General features: G+C 42.7%; 14 protein-coding genes. 8 read left to right on the forward strand and 6 right to left on the reverse strand.

Annotated elements, in window-relative coordinates; genetic code table 11:
* Window positions 1-269: 269 nt before the first annotated feature.
* The 3 genes from IEX80_RS01680 (at window position 270) to IEX80_RS01690 (ending at window position 4660) form a co-directional block, all read left to right on the forward strand.
* Window positions 270-1580: a hypothetical protein gene (locus IEX80_RS01680; RefSeq protein WP_188831724.1), complete on the forward strand. Its 1311-nt coding sequence runs from the start codon at window positions 270-272 to the stop codon at window positions 1578-1580.
* 419 nt (window positions 1581-1999) lie between these two features.
* Window positions 2000-4204: an outer membrane protein assembly factor BamB family protein gene (locus IEX80_RS01685; RefSeq protein ID WP_188831725.1), complete on the forward strand. Its 2205-nt coding sequence runs from the start codon at window positions 2000-2002 to the stop codon at window positions 4202-4204.
* A gap of 9 nt (window positions 4205-4213) precedes the next feature.
* Window positions 4214-4660: a hypothetical protein gene (locus IEX80_RS01690; RefSeq protein ID WP_188831726.1), complete on the forward strand. Its 447-nt coding sequence runs from the start codon at window positions 4214-4216 to the stop codon at window positions 4658-4660.
* A gap of 93 nt (window positions 4661-4753) precedes the next feature.
* Here IEX80_RS01690 and IEX80_RS01695 read toward each other — a convergent pair whose 3' ends face one another.
* Window positions 4754-6034 (reverse strand): hypothetical protein, encoded by a 1281-nt coding sequence (locus IEX80_RS01695; RefSeq protein WP_188831727.1) that lies wholly within the window; start codon window positions 6032-6034, stop codon window positions 4754-4756.
* A gap of 133 nt (window positions 6035-6167) precedes the next feature.
* Here IEX80_RS01695 and IEX80_RS01700 point away from each other — a divergent pair, with 133 nt between their 5' ends.
* The 4 genes from IEX80_RS01700 (at window position 6168) to IEX80_RS01715 (ending at window position 9508) form a co-directional block, all read left to right on the forward strand.
* Entirely contained in the window at window positions 6168-6818 is a 651-nt protein-coding gene (locus IEX80_RS01700) for a hypothetical protein (RefSeq protein WP_188831728.1), read from the forward strand.
* Between the two features lie 19 nt (window positions 6819-6837).
* Complete coding sequence (locus IEX80_RS01705) at window positions 6838-7485, forward strand: LamG-like jellyroll fold domain-containing protein (protein ID WP_188831729.1); 648 nt, start codon at window positions 6838-6840, stop codon at window positions 7483-7485.
* 217 nt (window positions 7486-7702) lie between these two features.
* Entirely contained in the window at window positions 7703-8911 is a 1209-nt protein-coding gene (locus IEX80_RS01710) for a glycoside hydrolase family 88 protein (protein ID WP_188831730.1), read from the forward strand.
* A gap of 15 nt (window positions 8912-8926) precedes the next feature.
* Window positions 8927-9508, forward strand: a complete 582-nt coding sequence (locus IEX80_RS01715) for a TMEM175 family protein (protein ID WP_188831731.1) — start codon at window positions 8927-8929, stop codon at window positions 9506-9508.
* A 102-nt stretch (window positions 9509-9610) separates the two neighbouring features.
* Here IEX80_RS01715 and IEX80_RS01720 read toward each other — a convergent pair whose 3' ends face one another.
* The 5 genes from IEX80_RS01720 to IEX80_RS01740 form a co-directional block, all read right to left on the reverse strand.
* Entirely contained in the window at window positions 9611-10948 is a 1338-nt protein-coding gene (locus tag IEX80_RS01720) for a vanadium-dependent haloperoxidase (protein WP_229701480.1), read from the reverse strand.
* 101 nt (window positions 10949-11049) lie between these two features.
* On the reverse strand, window positions 11050-14277 hold the full coding sequence (locus IEX80_RS01725) for a VCBS repeat-containing protein (protein WP_229701481.1): 3228 nt from the start codon (window positions 14275-14277) through the stop codon (window positions 11050-11052).
* A 246-nt stretch (window positions 14278-14523) separates the two neighbouring features.
* On the reverse strand, window positions 14524-16146 hold the full coding sequence (locus tag IEX80_RS01730; RefSeq protein WP_176624145.1) for a SusD/RagB family nutrient-binding outer membrane lipoprotein: 1623 nt from the start codon (window positions 16144-16146) through the stop codon (window positions 14524-14526).
* Between the two features lie 5 nt (window positions 16147-16151).
* Window positions 16152-19325 carry a SusC/RagA family TonB-linked outer membrane protein gene (locus IEX80_RS01735; protein WP_229701482.1) on the reverse strand — a complete coding sequence of 1058 codons (3174 nt, stop codon included), beginning with the start codon at window positions 19323-19325 and terminating at the stop codon, window positions 16152-16154.
* Between the two features lie 364 nt (window positions 19326-19689).
* Window positions 19690-21345, reverse strand: coding sequence for a L,D-transpeptidase family protein (locus IEX80_RS01740; protein WP_188831733.1), 1656 nt, complete (start codon window positions 21343-21345; stop codon window positions 19690-19692).
* A 513-nt stretch (window positions 21346-21858) separates the two neighbouring features.
* On the opposite strand from IEX80_RS01740, the gene IEX80_RS01745 reads away from it, so the two are divergent.
* Window positions 21859-22503 carry a redoxin domain-containing protein gene (locus IEX80_RS01745; RefSeq protein ID WP_188831734.1) on the forward strand — a complete coding sequence of 215 codons (645 nt, stop codon included), beginning with the start codon at window positions 21859-21861 and terminating at the stop codon, window positions 22501-22503.
* Window positions 22504-22599 lie beyond the last annotated feature (96 nt).

Below are 22599 nucleotides of genomic sequence, written 5' to 3' on the forward strand. Positions count from 1 at the left end.
ATTCGATCTGTTTTACTAATCTCATACTGAAAAAATTCTACACTAATGCTTTGCAAACTCTCCACAATTAATCGAATTACACGAATCTTAAATTGATTCAATTCGTGTAATTCGATTAATACGTAAAAATTAGTGTGAAAATTTTTCATTTATTGTTTTCCAATCTGCACCTGGTTAAAAGCAATTTCCCCAGGGTAGAGACCCGTATTCCTCTTATACTAAATGGAATTATTATCTTGCGCCACATTTACCGCACAAGATCAATCTCCATGAAAAAACTACTGTTTTTTGCCCCCTTGTTATTACTATTTTCATGTGGGCATGGCCCGGCACAGCAACTCGAAAATAAAAAACTCAACGGCCTTGCCGTTGAATATGTAAAGCTTGGCCTTGCAATAGGGCAATACGACGGCGATTTTGTAGATGCTTATTACGGGCCGGATTCACTGAAACCCAAATCCGAGCCTCTTAAAACTTTCCCTAAGGATAGCCTGCTGGCATCGGCAAACAGCCTGATGAATGACCTGCGTACCATCGCCAACACTTCGAAAATTGATACCAATAAGATCCGTGCTAACTGGATGGCCGATCAACTGGTGGCATTTAGCCGCCGGATTCGTATTTTTTCGGGAGAGGAGAGGCCTTTTGATGAAGAATCGCGCGAGTTATTCGGTGTAGCAGCCCCGGTTTATACCGATGATTTTTTTAAAGGGCAGATAGCTCTGCTCGACAGCATTTTACCGGGTAAAGGAAACGTGAACGACAGGTTTCAAAAACTGGCTAATAAGTTTATTATCCCAAAAGATAAATTAGACCTTGTTATAAAAGCGGCTATTGCCGAAGCCCGCAAGCGCACAATTGCACATTACCAGCTGCCTGCCGGCGAAACATTTACGCTGGAGTACGTAACTAATAAGCCATGGTCGGGCTATAACTGGTATAAAGGAGGTTACAAAAGCACTGTACAGATCAATACCGACCTGAAGATCTTTATTGACCGAGCTATTGATGTGGGCAGTCATGAAAGCTATCCCGGGCACCATGTATACAACATGCTGCTGGAGAAAAACCTTTATCATGATAAAGGCTGGGTTGAAATTTCTCTGTACCCGTTGTTTAGTCCGCAATCGTTAATTGCCGAGGGCAGTGCCAATTACGGTATCGAGGTAGCGTTCCCTGGTGATGATAAAATAAAGTTTGCCAAAAATGTATTGCTGCCGCTGGCTGGCTTGGATACCGCCGGTGCCGACCTGTATTTCAAGGCCCTCGCCATAAAAGGAACTTTAAACTATGCACGTAATGAGGCTGCAAGAGGGCTGATCAATAATACCATGAGCCAGGATAAAGCATTGTCGTACCTTAGAAAGTATTGCCTCATGAACGATGAGACAGCTCAAAAATCAATCAGCTTTATCAAAAAATACCGCAGCTATGTTATCAACTACAATTACGGCCAGGATTTAGTGAAAAACTACATTGAATCAAACGGAGGCACGGCCAAAGCTCCTGCAAAGCGTTGGGAATTGTTTGGCAAATTGCTGAGCCAGGAAGTTGAACCGGTAAGCTTGGTAAAGAAGTAAACGGCGTTTTACTGTTTGGGGGATGTTGTGTCCGTTTGAACGGATGTTTATATAGAAGAAGCTGCGTCATAAATCAAATTGACAACCCCGGTGCTGTGTTACCTATGAGTTAAAATTAGCCGATAATATTTATACAAAAGGGGTTAACATATTTTTGCTATAAAATTATATCAATTAATTGATTATAAATATTTTTAATAAATATTAACCCTGAATTGTGTTAATCCTGTTAACCCCTATTTGTTAGAAAAATTAATTTAACAGAAACTATAATATCGCTTAAGGTATTTGGATTAAAAAATGAAGCTTATCATTTATAATACCGCCTCCTTCTATTTATAAGATAATTTTTATTCATACATTAGAAGGCATCATATTCCTGATGACGGAACCAATTTGACATCAAAATTGCCTTATAAATGATTAAGCCACGGTATTTTATAACCATGTGTTTTGTGGCAGGTATTTATGCTTCCTGTAAAAATCAGCATAGCAATAACCTATACAGCGGCTGGTCGGCTTATGCAGGTTCAAAAGAAGGGCTTCGATATTCATCCAACGATGAAATTACTTTAAATAATGTAAACAAGCTAAAAGTGATGTGGACTTTTAGCACGGGCGATAAGGACACTGCCAACCGCAGCCAAAATCAATGCAACCCAATTATGGTTGATGGTATTTTGTATGGCACCAGTCCTAAATTGAAGCTATTTGCGCTCAATGCTGTCACGGGCCAGCAAAAGTGGCTGTTTGATCCAGCAAAGGATGATACCACCAATAACGGCGACCCGATGGCTTATTATAAAGTGAGCCGTGGAGTAATATACTGGCAAAATGATAATGGCGGCGAAAAGAGGATTTTCTACAGCGTGGGTGCTAAAACCTGGGCTATTGATGCCGAAAACGGCACTCCGGTGCGCTCATTTGGCAAGGGTGGCTATCTCGACCTCACTAAGAATTTAGACAGGGATATCAAATCATTTGTCGCAGGAACTACGCCCGGCGTGGTTTATAAAGATGTATTGATTGTTGGTGATCGTGTATCCGAATCAGCCGATGCAGCCCCTGGGCATGTGCGTGCTTACGATGCCCGTACAGGAAAGTTAAAATGGATCTTCCACACCATACCGCATCCCGGCGAAGTGGGTTACAATACCTGGAAAGATACAACGGCTTACAAAAAATTTGGCGGAGCTAACAATTGGGCGGGTATGGCTTTAGATGAAAAGCGGGGGATCGTGTACATTCCAACCGGCTCAGTAGGTGGCGACTTTTATGGTGGGTTCAGGAAAGGGCAAAATCTGTTTGCCAATTCATTGCTGGCACTTGATGCAGCTACGGGTAAGCTGAAATGGTATTACCAATTTGTGCACCATGATCTGTGGGACCGGGATTTGCCCGCTAACCCTAACCTGGTAACTATTGTTAAAGGCGGTAAAAAGATTGATGCTGTAACCCAAATTACCAAACATGGGTATGTATTTATGTTCGACAGAACGAATGGCAAACCTATATTCCCGATAGTGGAAACACCTGTGCCAACCAAAGCCCTTCCCGGCGAAGAAGTTTGGCCTACGCAACCCATCCCAACTTTGCCGCAACCTTTCGCCCGGCAAATGTTTAATCCCGAAGATGTTACCGGCCGTACGCCCGAAGTGCACAGGGAAATGCTGTCAAAATATAACCAGGTTAAAAACCGGATCATGTTCACCCCGCCAAGCAAGGAGGGAGGCTGGATCTTCCCCGGTTTTGACGGCGGGGGCGAGTGGGGCGGAGCTGCTGTCGATCCTGAAAGTAAGATACTATACGTAAACTGCTCTGAAATGCCATGGGCGCAGGTGATGATAGATGTACCTAAAACCAACACTAACGATCATTCACCGCAGGCATTAGGACATGTAGTGTATAATACGAATTGCATTGGCTGTCACGGCGCCGAACTGAAGGGTAATGGCACGTCCTATCCATCGTTGGTAAACATCGGCAAAAAGTATACTGCCGATCAGGTGAGCAGTATTGTTGCCGCCGGGCGCAACATGATGCCCTCTTTTAAACAGATTTCGCCTGCGGATAAAAAGAACCTGCTTGCTTTCCTGCTCAAGATCCCGGAAACTAATGCTGCGAAAGACGTGGCCAAAGAGCCAGCCGGCAATCACGCCGCCGGTTCGGAGGCGGAAAAGAAAATACTTGATGAAGTACCTTATGCCATGAATGGTTATAACCGTTTTTTAGATAAGGATGGATATCCCGGTATAAAACCGCCATGGGGTACCCTCAATGCTATCAACCTTACATCGGGCAAGTTGCTTTGGAAAGTGCCGCTGGGTGAGTATCCTGAGTTAACCAAAAAAGGAATCCCCCTAACCGGCACGGAAAACTATGGTGGTCCGGTGGTTACCAAAGGTGGCTTGGTATTTATTGCGGCCACTAAGGATGAAAAGATCCGTGCGTTTGATAAACGTACCGGCAAAGTGGTTTGGGAAGCTAATTTGCCGGCAGCGGGTTATGCTACCCCTGCAACTTATTCAATTGATGGTAAACAGTACATAGTTATTGCCTGTGGCGGTGGAAAAATTGGAAGTAAGTCGGGAGATAGTTATGTTTGTTTTGGATTAACCGACTAACACCTCTTTATGGATTTATTTGAAGCAGTTTTTGATTTGTACGAGCAGATACGGTTAAAGGCCGAAAATGATTTTCAGGATCTGATCAAATGCCAGTACACGCAGCAATGTTATAGCGATAATGGCGCTTTTTGCCTTGTATTGGAGATCACTGTTTTAAAAAATATCTCTGATGATGATTATGGGTTGGTATTTTCCATCAATGCTCAAACAGAACCAAATTACCCCGACCATAAAAGTGATGCTAAAGGTATATTTTTAATTGCCGATGTGCATCGTGGCGATAATAAGGCGATCAGTAATTTGGATGAGCTTGTTTTTGACCCGCAGAATGAAGATGCCGTTGAGGAGGCTTATGCTAAGATTGAGCAATTTGTTAAACCATTTACCACGAGCGTGAGTGATCTGCTTGTCCAGGGGTATGATATTAAGGTAGAGGATAATTCGGTAAATTAGGAATAATCGCCCACATTAAAACAACGTCATTATAAGGTATGAAACAATGACGTTGTTTAAGGTCTTTTAGTTGACGATCGCGAGCGGCCTCTCTTAAAACTGCTCCTCATAAACCGCTCCTCCGGGTGTTTGCAGCTTATAATGTTTTACCTGCCCAGGCCCTTCAAATTCAAAACGGATGCCTACAATACGGCCCATGGTGTGAGCCTGTTTAAATTCAAAGATCTGTTTGTTATTAAGATATATTTTCAGGTAATGGTCTTTAACGCTGCATCTCAGGTTTTGAAATTGTGACATATCTGTACCAAAGGCACTCAGGTCATGGTTTTTTCCATCAACCCATTCTTCACCGGTTAAAATGCCCATATCGGCGATACATCCTTTGTTTACTATGGGGATCACAATGGCAGTACCGTTACCTAAAATGGTAAGGTCGGCTTTGGCGCAGGCCGATTGGCCGGGCGTTGAGGTATTGCGCAAGGTGCAATCCATGGTGAAATTATCTGCATTAATTCCCGGAAATTCGCGGATGTTAGCAAATTTTACCCTCGTATTGTTAAAAACAGGCGTTCCTGATTTTTGCTCCATGACATCTGCTGTAATTCCCATAAACCCTTGCCCTTTAATTTCTTCCGGCGAAAGATAAACAGGTATCGGCTGGTGATCAAGGATGCCTTTCCAGCCCTTGGTTTTAATAAATACCGATGTTTCCTTTCGCACATGTTTGTCTACAATGAGCTTTGCTATAAAATAGCCGGGATCATAATAGATGGAGGTATACTGTTTGCCGTCACCGGGCACCTGTTCGCGGCGATTAGGGTCCCATGATTGCTGAATAAAAACGCTATCAGAATGATATGCTGAGGCATCATAATTAAATACAACTGAGTTAGGCAAACCGTCAGAAACTTTCTTGCTGGTGAATTTTATTGAGCCTGGATCAATTGGTTTATTGCGCTTGCTGCTCATGAAAAACAATGCGCCTAATACCAGCAGCAATGCGCTGCCAAACCATATATAGCGTAAACCGGGTTTTGAAAGCGGAGCCGCAACTGAGGTATCTGAATCATTTATTTTAACCGGGTGCTCAATTACGCCGTTAACCTGGTGGTGCTGCCTGAAATCGCGCCAACTGGTGTAGTCAAGGAAACGGGCAAGGGCATTCAGCGTTGCAGCATTGGGGAAGCTTTCGTAGCGCACCTTACCCCAGATCCTTTTCAGGGTTGATACACTGAGCTGTACCCGTGTTTTATCAAAGATCTGCTGGCTTAGCTGCTCAAAGTCATTATTACCCCAAATATCACTATCACCCCAATTTAAGGTTCGCTCAATAAGCTGCCGGCATAACAAAAGCAATTGTTTTTCCTTTTCCATTGATCTACAGGTAATAATGTGGTTTAAAAATCCCTAAAATGCTTTGAACAAACTTGAACTTAACTTGAAATGCCGCCCGTGCTTTATTGTAATGACAATTTGCAAGTTTTGATTAAAGTTAAAATCAAAACCCATGAACAACAAGATTTTATTGTTTGCCATACTAAGCATGACGCTTGGCAGCGGCTTTTGTTACAGTCAGCAAAAAAAAGTTACATATGATATTAACCAATTGCTGAAGGAAAATAAACTGGTGAAAGCCTACAGCCGCCAAACTGTTAAAGAACTTACTGACGGCAATAAACAAGGCCTAACATTAGATGGTATTTTATGGCTTAAAGATGTGGATTTTAAAACAGGCACTATTGATATCGATTTACGGGGCAGAGATGTTTTCCAGGAAAGCTTTTTAGGCATAGCTTTTCATGGTGTTGATACTACAACCAATGATGTTATTTATTTTCGCCCTTTTAATTTTCAAACTTCGGATACGCTTCGCCGCAAACATACAGTACAATACATCAGCGAGCCTGATTTTCCCTGGGATAAACTCCGTAAGGAACATCCGCTGGTTTATGAAAATGCAGTAAATCCTTTTCCGCTGGCGGAGGCCTGGTTTCATGCGCGCATTGTAGTTAATGCCGATAATATTGCTGTGTATGTTGACCATTCCCATCAACCATCGCTTACAGTAAAAAAACTGAATAACCGGCAAAGCGGGCTCGTTGGCCTTTGGTCGTCCGGGCTGCCGGGCGATTTTGCCAACCTTGTTATTACTCAATAAGTATAAAACAACCATCATCATGAAAAAATTAGTCTTAATGTTAACGCTGTTTGCTGCCGTAAAAACACAGGCACAGCAAAAGCGCCAGGTATACAACCTTTCGGCTGTAAATCCTAAACAATGGATCATCCCTAAAAACGATACGCTTGGCTATGAGCTGGGCACTTTCCAGGGGCAAAAAGCGCTGCTCATCAAACGGAAAATTGGCGACTACAAATCGGCCAGTTTAGCATATAAACCGGGTTTAAATTTTAAGGATGGGATTATTGAAATGGATGTAGCTTGTGTAAATCCTAAAGGAGGCTTTGTTGGTTTGGCTTTTCATATCCGGGATGCCCATCATTATGAAACAGTTTACTTCAGGCCAGGATCATCGGGTACAATTAACGCTATCCAGTATATGCCCGAAAAAAAGGCCGAGTTTAACTGGTGGGATTATGAGGCAACAAAGTACCAGGCTAAAGCTATAATCCCGCAAAATAAGTGGTTTCACATTAAGGTGCTGGTTCAGGGCAGCAAAATGGAGGTTTATATAGATAATGCCCCGAAGCCGGCGATGGTGTACACCCCGCTTGATCCGTCATTGAAAAGCGGTGCGGTAGGTTACTGGCACGGCAACTGCCCCAAAGGTGCTTACAAAAATCTTATTGTAACGGCTTTTAATTAAGAACTATGGTGAGGGATTTGTGCGCGCTCTATCCGGCCTTGCGAGGTTTTTAAACTTCGTAAGTCTTCAACTGCAAAAAATCGCCCTAACTACATCGATGTAGTAGAAATATATAGTCAAATGGCTGTCCTGTGCTTGTTTTTATTGAACCAAAATCTGCACTTTTATAACTTGAAATGTGCCCTGCATAAGCACTTTAACCAGTTATTTATAGTCTATGAAATTTAAACACCTGTACAAATCAACAATTACTGCATGTTTATTAGCGCTAAGCCTCAATTCTTTTTCGCAAAATAGTTTTAAACCCCAAAAGGATGTATTGGCAACCATCAAAAAAAACTTTGCTGATGCGGATGTACAATATAAGTATATGGCCAAACAGTTTGGGCCGGAGCAATTTCCCAAAACGTATCACCCTAATACCGATAAGTTTGAAACAAGCAACAGCAGCTGGTGGTGCAGTGGTTTTTATTCAGGTACATTACTAAATCTATATCAGCAAACTAAAGATGCTGAGCTGCTTAACCAGGCTAATGAAAACTTGAAAGGCCTCGAAAAAGAACAATATAATAAAGGAACGCATGACCTCGGCTTTATGATGTATTGCAGCTTCGGTACAGCAAACCATCTTGAGCCGAAACCTGAGTATAAAGAAATTCTGATTAATAGTGCCAAATCACTTTCAACAAGGTTTAACCCAACGGTTGGCTGTATCCGTTCATGGAATTCAAAGGCTAATGATTTTCTGGTGATCATTGACAATATGATGAACCTGGAACTGTTGTTTTACGCTACCAAGGCAACCGGCGACTCGAGCTTTTATAAAATAGCGGTTACCCATGCCAATACCACTATGAAAAACCACTTCCGCCCGGATTTTAGCTCGTATCACGTAATTAACTATGATGAACAAACAGGGGCGGTAAAAGAAAAGAAAACCGCACAGGGCTTTGCTAATGAGTCGGCATGGGCAAGGGGACAATCCTGGGGGCTATACGGCTATACAGTTATGTACCGCGAAACTAAAGACAAAAAATACCTTGAGCAGGCAAAAAATATAGCTCATTTTATATTGACCAATCCAAACTTGCCTGCCGATAAAATACCTTACTGGGATTATAACGCACCAAACATCCCCAATGCGTTGCGCGATGCTTCTGCAGCATCAGTTATGGCCTCGGCCTTGCTTGAACTTTGCCGTTATGTTGATAAAAAGGATGGCCAGGAGTATTTTAATACAGCTCAAACTATCATCAAAAACTTATCTGCACCGGCATATAAAGCTGACTTGAACACTAACGGAGGTTTTATTTTGAAACACAGCGTGGGCCATTTTCCGGCAGGTACCGAAGTTGACGTACCTTTAACTTATGCCGATTATTACTTTGTTGAGGCCATGGAGCGTTATAAAGCTTTTGCTAAATAACGCTATATTTATTGCATGGCATTAGGCAAAGGTAGGTTAGAAGCATTTAGTGATGGCGTAATAGCCATCATTATTACCATTATGGTGTTGGAAATGAAGGTTCCGCATGGCGAAAGCCTGGAAGCTTTGAAACCGCTTATCCCGGTTTTTTTAAGCTATCTGCTCAGTTTTGTATATGTAGGTATTTACTGGAACAATCATCACCATACCTTGCAGGCGGTACGCTCTGTAAACGGTAAAATATTGTGGGCCAACCTACACCTGTTATTCTGGCTATCGTTGATACCTTTTGTAACCGGCTGGATGGGAGAGACCCACCTCACCCAATGGCCGGTTTTCTTTTATGGTGTGGTGCTCATCATGAATGGTATTGCCTATCGCATCCTGGCGTTAATGCTCATTAAACATCACGGTGAAGACTCGTTAATAGCAAAAGCCTTCGGCAATGATTTTAAGGGGAAAATTTCTGTGGTGCTGTACGCGGTTGCTATATTATGTACCTGGCTAAATCCTGTTGTCAGCGTTTTAATTTATGTAGTGGTAGCCGGGAGTTGGTTTATACCCGATAAACGTTTCGAACGTCTCCTCGAATCTTAACAGTTGCCTGAATTAAGATCGGGATCCCGGTATGATAAAAAGTGCAGTAACCCTGCTTACTTGGTGCACATAGTTAAAAAGCAGTTCACTTTTAACTATGCTTTATTTACCCAAATAGTTTATTCCGGCTGTTTTTAATTTTTTAATAACCGCTGCTGCCACATCGCGCCCCTGCTGATTGCCGTTAACAATGGCATCATTAAAATGAATACCGCCATAAAAACGGGACAAAGAAGCCTCTTCAGCAGCCTGCTTAAACGATTTGAAATCGCGGGGGCCAACACCATAGGGGATTTCCGAATCATCTGTGTAAGCAAAGTTATCACCCAACAGATAACTTAATACTCCAGCCGACGAATTTGACAACACGGCATGGCCGCTTGGATACTCCGGGAATGGCGGGGTTTGCAACATGGGCACCCATTTAATATCAATGTATTTGTTAATATAGGTTTCGGGACGGATGCCGTTACTGCGATATTTTTCGTCCCAGCAACTGATAAATGCATCCATTTCGGTCATGGCTACCAGCGTTGCTACTTGTATCGATTTATCAAAACTAAGCCCGGCTTTTTTTACGGCAATACCGACAATGTTCATCCAGTGCCCACCCGGACTGATTTTTTTAAAACCGATCATCATGTGTCCCGATGTGGTGACAGCAAAAGGGTTGCAATCCCAAAAGTTGGCAATCATGATCTGCTCTGTCGACATGTTTTTGGATACCTTGTAAACTGCATATGCTTCCTTGTAAAAGTCGCTGGTGCTGTCAGTGCTGAATACGGCGGGCCTTATAGGCACAAACTGGTTAGAGGAGTCGATAAACATAGGCCGAATGGTTTTCCAGTTGGGTTCAACGGCCTCCATATACATCGGCGGGGTAGGGAACCAGTTTTTACCACCTTTAATAGGCGAATACCGAAGCCGGCCGCTCAACTTATTGTAATTATCTGATTTAGAATATTTAATAACCTTAGCCGTCATTTCGGTGGCAGCGGCTATCGATTGCTTGACCACATCTTCGCTGATTCCGTTCTCTTTAAGAAGGGCTACATACTTATCCTCATCATCCTGCAGCATAAAGCCCGATGGGAGCATCTGCTTTCCTGTTTCCAGTATACAATACATAGCGGCTATGCGATAATCGTACTTATCGGCCGGGATGCTGATCTGGTTATCCAGTGTGTAGCTTTTGATGAAATTGCCAACCGGTATTACCTGTTTATTGTTGAGACTAACCAAATTATAAGCCCCCAGGGTTACATAAGCATAATAGCGGGAGGCTGCGGGCGGGTTTACAACATCATGGATCATAACCGCCGAAATAGCGTTTACAGCCTGATCGATATGCAGGTACGGAAGAATGTTTTTTTTACTCTTTTGCGCATAGGCTGTTGTGCTTATCAGCGCTAAAAACAATATGGATATTTGTTTGATCATCTGTTTTAATTTTTGTTTCGAGTTCCAAGCATTAAGGCAGAAGCTAATAGTTCTCTAACACACTAAAGCTCCCGATTCCAGACTTTAGACTTACTTAAAACTTAGTATTTATAAAACTGCAAAGCCTGGCCCGATGCACCTATCATTACATAATTTGCGCCGTTTATTTTTATTTCCGTGGCCGATTTTACGTCACCGTTTACCGATAGCCCTGCAACCGGTTGGCTTTGGTATGTGAAATTACCCTTCCCGTCGCCGGTAAGCAGGCAGCCATAATTTGCATCAAAGCTTCCCAATTTCAGGCGGTTATCTGAATGGTTGCCCAGCAGCAGGAAGTCTGTTTTACCGTCATGATTAAAATCGCCGGTGAGGATCTCTGATACCGATGAATATTGGGCCTGCAACGGCAGCTCAGCTTTTACAAACTTTCCACCACGGTTCATGAACAGGCATGTTGCAACCTCATTAGCTGTAAGCTTAGTAGCTTTAGCAAGCTCTTCGGGCGTGAAAATATCTTTCATAGTAGCATCGCAATAAGCTTTATATGAAGCGAACCTTTTACGCATCGGGTAAATCTGGTCGTTCAATTCGTCGCGGCTTACAAAAGGGTAGCTTACGCCCTGTATATAAAAGTTAAAAAACGGATCGATTGAGCCGTTGCCGTCAAAATCGGCAAAATACATTTCGGCAGGCTCTGTTTGGCTGGCATGGATTTGTGTGTTTTCGCCAAGGTTGCCAGCAATAATATCAGGCTTGCCATCGCTATCCACATCGGTAATGGTTAGCGTGTTCCAGAAACCGCTAACGGGATGGTCAAAGTATTTGACTGTTTCATCAACAAAACCAGCTTTGGTGTTGGTAAATACCATGATGGACATAAATTCGCCGCATACTACCAGGTCTTTACGGCCATCGCCATTCAAGTCGGCCCATTGAGCATCTTTGATCATACCTATGCCTGTAAATGGTGCATCGGTAATTTCAAAATGACCACTGCCCGTATTGGTAAGCAGGTAGCTTTTTGGTGCAGATGGATAAGAACCCGGTGTAACGTTTGATCCGACAAACAGGTCAATTTTTCCGTCGTTGTTATAATCACAAGGGCGTACACATGATTTACTGCTGGCGGTTAATATCGGGAGGGAGGTGCTTGAAAAGCTGAAATTGCCTTTACCATCGTTTAGATAAAGCTTGTCCTGCAGTTCATTGGCGCCGGGTTCTAATAGTGAATAGCCGCCTTTGGCTATGTACAGATCGGGAAAACCATCGCCATTGGCGTCAAAAAACGCCGCTGCTGATGTGTTTTCTTTATTAACGTCCGATATCTCCTGAACGGCATAATTGCCACCTGCTTTTTGAATAAACATCTTGCTCGGTGTATTCTGATCACCGGCAATAAATAGGTCCTCAAGACCATCTTTGTTTACATCAGCTTTGGCTATCACCGGCCCTGTTTTTGAGCTCATGAACAGCATTAAAGGCTGGCGCTTAAAATCATTGATGCTGTTTTCGGTATGGGTATAATCGATAGCGGGTTTAGCTAACGTGAACAGAGCTTTTTGATTGCTTTTGCTATCGGTTTTAAACATAGAATTGCCTGTTTTATAGGTAATGTTTAAGCGTTGATTTGCTTTAACGTCGCTAAGCAATTGCGATGTTTGATCGGGCCAGATGATCCGTACTGAATCTGCCTGCTGCTGATTGCCTAATCCAAAACTTAAAACTGTGGATACGCATGAAAGATACCCCCTGTTAGGGTTAACCTCCTGGTATTGTACTTGTTTACCGCTATATACGAATACTTTTGAGCCTATGGCATTGGTATTTCCTTCCGGCTGTTTAAGGTTTATTGCCAGGTAGTTCTTTTTACCGGTTTCCATGGTCATGTTTTGTAATATGGAAGCCTCGCTGTTGATATTATTGGTAACCAGGTCAAGATCGCCGTCGTTATCAAGGTCGGCATAAACAGAGCCGCTGGAAATGCCTCCTTTATTGATCCCCCAATCTTGTTTTTTATCGCTGAAGGTAAGGTTATGATTATTTTGGAAAATATAGTTTGACAGGGTAGTAGAGGGCATAGCTTTAACCAGGTCCATGAGCAGGAATGGTTCGCGGTTCATGGCTTTTTTTAGCTTATAATCGCCCCAGTACCGTAAAAAATCCTTGTTGGTATAATCGCGGAAGTAACCGTTGGAGATGAAGATATCCTTGTAGCCGTCGTTGTCAAAATCGGCAATAAGCGGGCACCAGCTCCAATCAGTATTGGAAACACCCGCCAACTGACCGATTTCGCTGAAAGTACCATCGCCATTATTAACCTGCAACATGTTGCGCATATATTGTTTGTACAGGTTCTGGTTCAGCATCAGTTCAAACGACTCGTAGTTTTCCTGTAGTTGCAACAGCTTTTGACGCCGGTTATCAGGAGGCAGCATGTCAAGCGTCATCATATCAGGAAGGCCGTCATTATTGATATCGGCGATATCAACCCCCATTGAAAATTGTGACAAATGTTTGAAGCACTTTTTGCTATCCTCGGTAAAAGTGCCGTTTCCGTTGTTTATGTATAGGTAGTCGGGTTCGTTGTAATCGTTGGTTACATAAATATCCTGTAATCCATCTTTGTTAATATCAGCAATGGCAACGCCAAGGCCAAAGGTGAGGGGATTTTGAATGATGCCCACTTTTTTGGATACGTCAACAAAATGACCATCCTGGTTTTCAAAAAGTTTATTGCTGGCCAATTCGTCAGTTTCGGCTTTGGCCTGCGCAAATTCAAGGTTGCTGATTTTTTTAACGTTATGGTTAAGCAGGAACATATCCAGCTTGCCATCATTATTATAGTCAAAAAATACAGCCTGGGTACTATAGCCCGGATCATCAAGGCCGTATTGTTTGGCCATTTCAACAAATTTGCTGTTGCCTTTGTTGATGAAAAGCTGGTTGCGGCGTTTGGCATTATCACCAAGGCCGGAGTAACATACATAAATATCCAGGAGACCGTCACCGTTAACATCAGCCATGGTGACGCCGGTTTTCCAGTCGCCGGGCCTTCCGGCGAGGCCGCTGCCGGCTTGCTGAGTAATATCTTTAAATTTCAGGTTCCCTAAGTTGAGATACAGTTTATTTTGACCAAGGTTGCTGGTAAAAAATAGGTCTTCGAGGCCGTCATTGTTGATATCACCAACGGCAACACCACCGCCATTGTACAGGTACTCATAGGAGAGCACATTGAGCTTTTCGTCCTCAACCAGGTCATTCCGGAATTTAATATTGGTTTCTTCGGGTGTACGCAGCTTAAAAAGCGGTTGCTGCGCATTACCGCGCATACTTTGTAATGTAAACAGCGCAACAGTACAAAATGTAAAAGTGTTTAACCTTTTAAGTTTAAAATTAACGAGGGGAGAAGAACAACACATTATCAACAGATTTTATTTTTCCGGGTCGCAGGGGGATTTAAATTTACTTATTTGTATTGATAATTGCCACCGGATGATTAATCCTTTTTGTTGTAAAAACTAAAAACAAGGCTATGAAGCCATAGCCTTGTTTTTAAAGTGAATTATATAGGGGTATTATTTATCCCACCATACACGTGATGAAAATTTATCACCACCAGATAATGATTGAACTCCGCTTGCCAAACCATTAGGGTTTGTTGATTGCAGCGAAATAGGATAAATTACACGACGCGGGATTTCAGTATCAAACTGAGATGGATATTTAACTGGGGTTAACACAGGGAAACCTGATCTTCTCCAGTTTGTCCAATTTTCGTTGAACATAAATAGTGTTGAAGTTTCAACCCAATATTCGGTATTAATTTGCTGCAAAGCTGATGCACCAAGCGGGTGGGTGGCAACATACGCAGTTATCGCAGCGTCGCTGATAGTGGCGGCTGTATTAATCTGCGCTATCGACTTCATATCGGCAGCTAAGGCGTTAGCATAGTGTGTAGCCGCGCTACCGCCTACGCTCCAGCCCCTTGTCGCTGCTTCGGCCAATAGTAGTTCAGTTTCGCCGTAAGTTAAAAGCATATTGATGGTGCTTTTGTCAACCGGGTTAATATTACTTGATGATGTGTAATAAACTTGTAAACGGGGACGTGAATACCTGCCGAGCGGGGCTGGAGCGTCGTCTTTAACAGCCGGGTCGGCCGGGGATGCACCTGGATAGTTTGGATCTGTAGTTACATCGGTAGCGCCGCCGTTTAAATCTAAGCCATTAGGCAAACCAATCTGCTTTGCGTAGGAGTTATCACCTGCAACCGTTTCAGTTTCGTTAGCTGCCCTACCGGTACCGCTTGAAATTTCGGCAATAGCGCTTACGCGGGGATCTGTAGTTGATTTCATAAAATTAATCAACGTTTTTGACCAGCGTACTTCGCGGAAGTCGTCAACCGTTAGCAACGCGTTAACAATAGCGTTTGAATAGCCATTAGCATTATTTGTTTTTACTTTCGCATTATCATCAATACTAACCATAGTACCGGCTGCGGCAGCCTTTTCAACATATTTTTGAGCTGTTGCCGGGTCAACTTTAGTTAACCTCATAGCTACGCGTACCATTAGTGAGTAACCAAACCTTTTCCACTTGGCAATGTCGCCGCTATAAAACAAATCAGAACTTGGCTTGTCTTTGGCCGGATTCAAAGCAGTTAGGGCCGCATCGAGATCGGTTAACATAGCTGTATAAATAGCCTGCTGTTTATCGAACTTAGGGAAGAAAACGCCTTGTTTAGCCTGGCCTGCTTCTGAGTAAGGCACATCGCCATAAGTATCTGTTATACGTTGTACAATCAATACTTTCATAATGGTGGCAATGTTGTTCAGATTGTCATACCCGGTTTTGCCTTTGGTAAGATTTTTTATTTCCTCAACGTAGGTCTCAGCACCATAACCTTCGCTGTAAACGCGGCCTATGTAATCGTTAAACGATCCGCTTTGCTGATATTTATCGCCATTGCCGTAATAACTAAATGTTGACGCTAACGACTGTGTCCACATACTTTGAAACAGCAACTGCGAGTAACCCGTTTGCGAATAATTCAATTGTGCCTGGGCCAGTAAAAAGTTTGGATTAAACTGATCGGCAATGGTAGCATTAGGGTCGGTATTTATTTTAGTGAAGTCTTTGGTGCAACCGGCAAACAGTGTTGCTGCCAGGCAAAGGCCACTATATATAAGTCTCTTTTTCATCTCCGTTATTTTCTAAATTTAAAGTTAACATTAATACCGAATGTGCGGGTTGCCGGTAAGCTGGTACCTTCGATGCCTGCATAGTTGATATTGTTTGAGAAGCCTGATTCTGGGTCGATGTTATCAGAATGTTTCATGATAGTCCAAAGGTTACGACCTACTGCCGAAACTGTGATGGCGTTGAATGGTGAGCCATTCAGGAAACTGCTGGTGAAAGTGTAGCCAAAGGTAACCTGACGTAACTTGATAAAATCGCCGTTTAACACGTTAAGCGCCGAAACATTGTATAACCCTTTTTGGTAGTAATCTTGTGCTTCAACACTTTTAGTGTTTGGCGTACCAGCGTCGGTAACACCTTTACCTACTACACCACCTTCACGGCCATCAAGCGTTAATTTGTTTAAACCGCGGAAAATACTATAAGCATTTGTTGCTGAAAGGATCTTATTGCCAAAACGGTAATCAACCAGGAATGACAGGTTAAAATGTTTGTAGCTGAAATCGTTGTTTAAACCACCGTATATTTTTGGCACAGTTGAACCCATAGGGATACGGGCCGTGGTTTCAGGGTAACCGTCCTTGTCAAAAATTACGTTGCCCGAAGCATCACGTTTGTAATCGTTAGCCATAATTTGTGGGCCAGGTAAGCCTACAACGTAAGCCAAGTTGGCATTTAACGGCCTGTAAGTACCTAACGGTTGGGTGGTATTCAAATCGTCGGTTTTTAAAACTTTGTTTTTAACATACGTAAAGTTGATTGCGGGGGTCCAGCTGAAATTTGCTGTTTGAACGGGCGTACCTTTAATCTCAACTTCTACACCGCGGTTTTGAAAGGATTGTGTACCGATAAGATGAGTATTGTAACCTACAGATGGGTCTGTTTGGCTGCGAACGATCTCGTTTTTAGTTTTACGCGTAAAGTAATCAACATCGGCACTTAAACGACCGTTAAAGAACTTTAACTCGGTACCAACCTCGATTTCATCAAGCGTATATGGCTTTAAGTTAAGGTTGAAAAGATCTGCCGAATAATTACCAATTGTGGTGCCGTTGATTTGGTTGCCCAGGTTATAATAAGCGGAGGTTAAGTAAGGTTTATCCGGCTCGCCACTGGTTTTGGCGTACGAAAGGCGCAACTTTCCAAAATCAAGCGAAGGAAGCTTTAACATGTCTGCAAAAAGGAAACTTGCCGAAACCGATGGTGTAAAGATGCCCATGTTGCCGGCCGGAAGTTTTGAATAAGCATCATATCTGCCGCTCGTGCTTAAGGTAAGGAAGCTTTTGATGTTAAAATCAGCCGTGTAATACGCCGAATGAACTTCAGATTTACTAAACTGGTAGGTAGGCGCGTTTTTTACGCTTACGTTGCTGAAACTGTAAAAGAAAGGCAGCGTAAAGGGTCCACCGCTAAGGCTGGTGTATTCCGATTGATTTTTGCGGATGTTAGCACCGGCTGAAAAATCAAACGCGAGGAGATCTTTCACGATATCATGTTTTACACCAATCAAACCATCGGCATTTAACTCAAAGCTTTGAGCTGTTGATTGCTCATCCAAACCACCCATTAAACCGGTGTAGTAAGCGGTACCGGTAGGGGTTACTTTAAAGCGGCTATCATTGATATTGTCATAACCTAAACGGGCCTGAGCGTAAATCCAATCGGTAAAATTATAACGTGCGGTTAATGATGAAATTAAACGTTTACGACCGGTGTTATTAATGAATTTGTTGGCCGCAAAATATGGATTGGTTACATATGGGTCATCAGTCCACACTTGTTCATAACCATTAGCTGCGGTACCAGGGCTAAGTATTGACTGGTTGATGTTAGGTGCAAGGAACCAGATGTTGTTCGGGTTACCCGGGCCATCGCTCAAACTCGGCCTGTTTTTTGAATTTTCGATCAAATAGTTGGCTACAACAGCGATATTCAATTTTGGCGTAACATTTTGATTTACGTTTAAGTTGAAAGTTTTCCTGTCTAAGTTACTGTTGCGTACAATTGAACCTGCATTCAAATCAGAAATTGATAAACGGAAGGCTCCGTTTTCACCGCCGCCATCAAATGATACCGTATTGGTGTAAGTATTACCGGTACGGTAAAAGTTTTGCAGGTTATCGGTGCCTGTAGCAGAGTAAGGATACATTTTGCCGTCAAACTGTATAGTTGACGAACCATCAAGTTTAGAGCCCCATGCCAAGCGGGTCGCATCTTTAGCTGCTGCTACAGTTAAAGGTTTTGCTCCATGTTGGCCCTGACCGTAAGTGGTCTGGAAATCAGTAGTGTTGTTAACCTTATCTGCCTGGTAGTTAGTATTAAATTCAACACCAAAGCCCGAATTTTTTTTGCCGCCTTTAGTGGTGATCAAAATTACACCATTTGATGCACGGCTACCATACAGCGCAGATGCCGATTGGCCTTTTAATACAGTGATTGTTTCAACGTCATCCGGGTTGATGTTGCTGATGCCATCCCCATAGTCGGCACCTCCCCATTCGCCCGATGAACCACGCTGAGTGTTATCCATTGGTACGCCGTTAATAACAAACAATGGCGAACCGGCGCTGCCGCTGGTAACGCCACGTAATAAAATACGAGCTGATGAACCCGGGCCACCGCTAACACCGCTAATGCTCACACCTGCAACTCGGCCTTCTAATGAATAGGCAACGTTGGTTTCTTTCGCTTTATCAAGCAGGTCGCCTTTTACTGTTGTTACAGCATAACCTAATTTTTTCTCTTCCTTTTTTATACCTAAAGCCGTTACAACTACCTCATTCAGGTTAGTGTTTGATTTTAGGGTAATGGTAATAGTTGATTTACCACCAACCGCTACATCTACAGTTGCGTAGCCTATGTAACTTAAGGTTAACACAGTGTTTGGCTGAACATCAAGCGTAAAGTTACCGTTGGCATCAGTTTGGGTACCGGTGGTGGTGCCTTTGATCCTGATGCTTACGCCTACGAGTGGTTCGCCTTTTTCGTCAACAACCTTACCTGTAAGTTTAGCGAAGTTTAAGTTAAAATTATAGTTTGATTTAGCATTTGCTTTTGGCGCTTCAGCAGCCGAAGCCTGCACGTTCAAGAGCACCATACCTGCAAGGGCAAATTTACACAGGTTGATGGATTGTGATACCCATGGCCTGTGTACACCCACCGGGTGTTTGAAAAATTTCATATTTTATTGAATTTAAAGGGAGTTAATAGCGAAGCGCCCTGGAAGCACAACGCAGTTATAAACATTCAAAAATCTTTTTCGGGGCAGTAATTCCCTCCGGGTAATTATTGCCTGTAGCGGGGAGAGTAAGCTTTTTTTACATAGGCATCAGTTTTCCTGGGTTTATTAATAATGTCATATAGTTTGGTTAATGATCACTGTGCTAAAGGAAATCTATCCTTTGTAGGGATGCACTTTAGTGATTTAAAGTGAGGACAATTAAATTTCAGCGATTGCCTACAAACCCATGAAAAATATTTTGCAATTATTAATTACCGGTATTTTAAACTGCTGTATGGAAAAAAAGAGATTGGTAAGAAGTGGATTAGTATTGCCCGCTGCCTGACATGATCATAGATGCAAGCTGTTCATCGCGGTCATAAATATCTTTGCGGAAGTTGAGCAGATTATTCCTGTCGGTAAAGGCGGTAAAATAAGCTATAAATACAGGCATCTTTTGTTTGAGTGTAACCTGCTGTTCTTTACCAAGATGCATGGCTTTATTAATGCGGGAGGTTGTCCAGGTGCTGTCGTACTTTAAAAGAAATGAAGCCAGTTTTATTGGTTCGCCAACGCGGATACAGCCGTGGCTAAACGCCCGTGAGGATTCGCCAAACAACGACCTTGAAGGCGTATCGTGCAAATAGATACTGTAACTATTAGGGAACAGGAATTTTACCAGCCCCAAAGAGTTTGCCGGTCCGGGTTTTTGCTGAATTACCGGAAGTCCGTTTTCCCGGCCGGTAATGACCATATTATGCTCGTTAAGATAATTTGGGTTGCTGCTCATGGCCGGCAACACTTCATTGCGCACAATACTTTCGGGCAGGTTCCAGTAAGGACTGAATACCACGTACTGCATTTCGCCGTAAAATATTACTGTTTGATGTACTTTTTCCCCCACTACCACATTGCAACTCCATAATAAGCTATCGGCATGGTAAACGTGTAGTTTAAATTCGGGGATATTCACAGCGAGGTAGTCGGTAGTTAAACTTACAGGCAGCCAGCGGCAGCGCTCCATGTTTACAATGATCTGTTTGATCCGTGATTTGAGCGGTACATTCATTTCGGCCATAGTTCCGGGGCCGGGTAAGCCATCGGCGCTAAGGCCGTGCCTGAGCTGGAATTGGGTTATGGCTGCTTTAAACTCGTCATCAAACCTATTGTTGAGCGTATCGCCTTTAAAATCTTCCAGTTTATATAGGCGGGCTTTTATGCGGGCAACTACGGCCGACGAGTCGCCGGGTTTGAGTTTTTTGCTGATAATAATTGGTTCCCAGCTCTCATGGGCATCAAGCCGGCGGTATTTGGCCAGAAAGCTTTTTAGCAGATCGTACTGACGGTATACCGGCTCGCTTATAGCAGGGGTTTTCGAAGGTCTTTTTAAGAGCGTATCCAGGTAATCATCATATGCTATCTTCTTACGCGGCAGGAACCAGTTTACCGAACGGCTAACCGAATCGCTCATGCCCCGGAAAGCCAGTTTTGAAAACGCGAAATATTGGGCAGTGAGCATTAACTCGGTGCCGATATCAGGTTTTTTGACCCTTGTTTTTGAATGATTGTCAAATATCAGGGAGTCTAAATCTTTTTGATAGGGGATACCTTTATATATGCCTTCATTTTGCAGGTTCATAAGCCTGTCGTTCAGGTTACCGGCCTGTTCAATTAAGGTGCCTTTTTCGTACCATGCATATGCAAATTTACGCTTACGGTAAAAACTCCGCAGATCCTGCTCATAGGGGACCAAAGCGGGGTGCTTTTGAAGAAATGTGACGATACGGGTACTGTCAAATACAACTTCAGTTTGATCACTAAAGTTACCGGGAATGGTTTTTGTCCACTCTTTAACCATTTTCTTTTTTAGGGAATCAGCTATATAATTGTGATGTTTTTTGCTGTTGTTTTTGCAGTTGGAGAGGACTAAAACACTTAAAGCAAGTACGATAATATATTGTGATTTCAGCCTGTTCTGCATAGCTAATTTATTAGTTATACGGAACGTAAATGACAAGGTTTTGTTTTGGAAAAGGAAAGGGTACTGAATGTTAACCGATATAAAATACCCGTAGAGCACAGGAAATCCCGATATTGAAAAAAAGGATGAATATTTTTTAAACAAACACTACTAAGTTTATAGATATTATAGTATATTTGTTGTGTGACATTCAAAAACAGATGACAGGCAACAGTTTAATCAGCAGCAACAAATATGCACCAGCCGAAAACCGGGGGCTGTACATGCCCATGTGTTGCTGTTGTTGAAATTCTCTCCAATACAAAATAAGCTGTTACGCACCTTTAAATTTACTGGCCTCAATTAATATATTTTTATGAATACATCCCGCAATAAACAATTAAGCAACGCCATCCCGCCGGGCTTGCTCATGCGTTACCGGATAATTTATGGATTATGCCGTTGTTGTTGAACAATACAACTTAACTACGATTACCTAAAAACATTATCCATAACATCATAATCTATTTTAAAATGCAAACCACAAATAATAATAAATATCCTTTTTTTGACCTGCTTGAAGTTGTTGCCGAACCCGATCTTAAGTTTCGTAAGCTGAAATCATTACATCCTGTAAAAGCGGGCAATTTGGTCCCTGAATTTAAGTTAAGTAACGATTATAGCCGCTGGCAGCAATTTTACAATGGCGGCGAAACACATGGGCCTATTTCGCAAAGAAATTTATTAAATAAACCGCTGGTTATTTCTTTTTATTCGCGTCATTGGGGGCAGCAAGGTCTGGCGCAACTTAAACAACTGAATAATTTGCAGCATGAGGTTAAGGCAAGCGGCGGCAACCTGCTTATTATTATTGATGAGCGCACCGAAGAGCTTGAAAAATGGGCATGGGAGCAAAGCCTCACCCTTAATTTTTATCACGATGCCGATAAAGAATTAGCACAGCAATTCAGGGTTTATTCTGACGATTACCCGGTGTGGGACAGGTTTTCGGGCATCGACGAAAATGCGCCGTTATTGGCCACCTATATTATTGAACCATCAAAACAGGTTATCTACAGCCATATCGACTGGGATTTCCTGGGTACTTTTTCTGCCGAAGACATCATCAGCACTGTTTATGAATCAGCATTGATCAGTAATAGCCGCAGATCGGCATAAACACCAGAAGGTTAAGCGCCTTACACAACAGCAATCTTATAAGTGTTTACTAAGTGCACGTATAAGATTGCTTCTTACCTTCCGAATAATATCTTT

The organism is Mucilaginibacter rubeus, from assembly GCF_014643835.1.
Lineage (GTDB): Bacteria > Bacteroidota > Bacteroidia > Sphingobacteriales > Sphingobacteriaceae > Mucilaginibacter > Mucilaginibacter rubeus.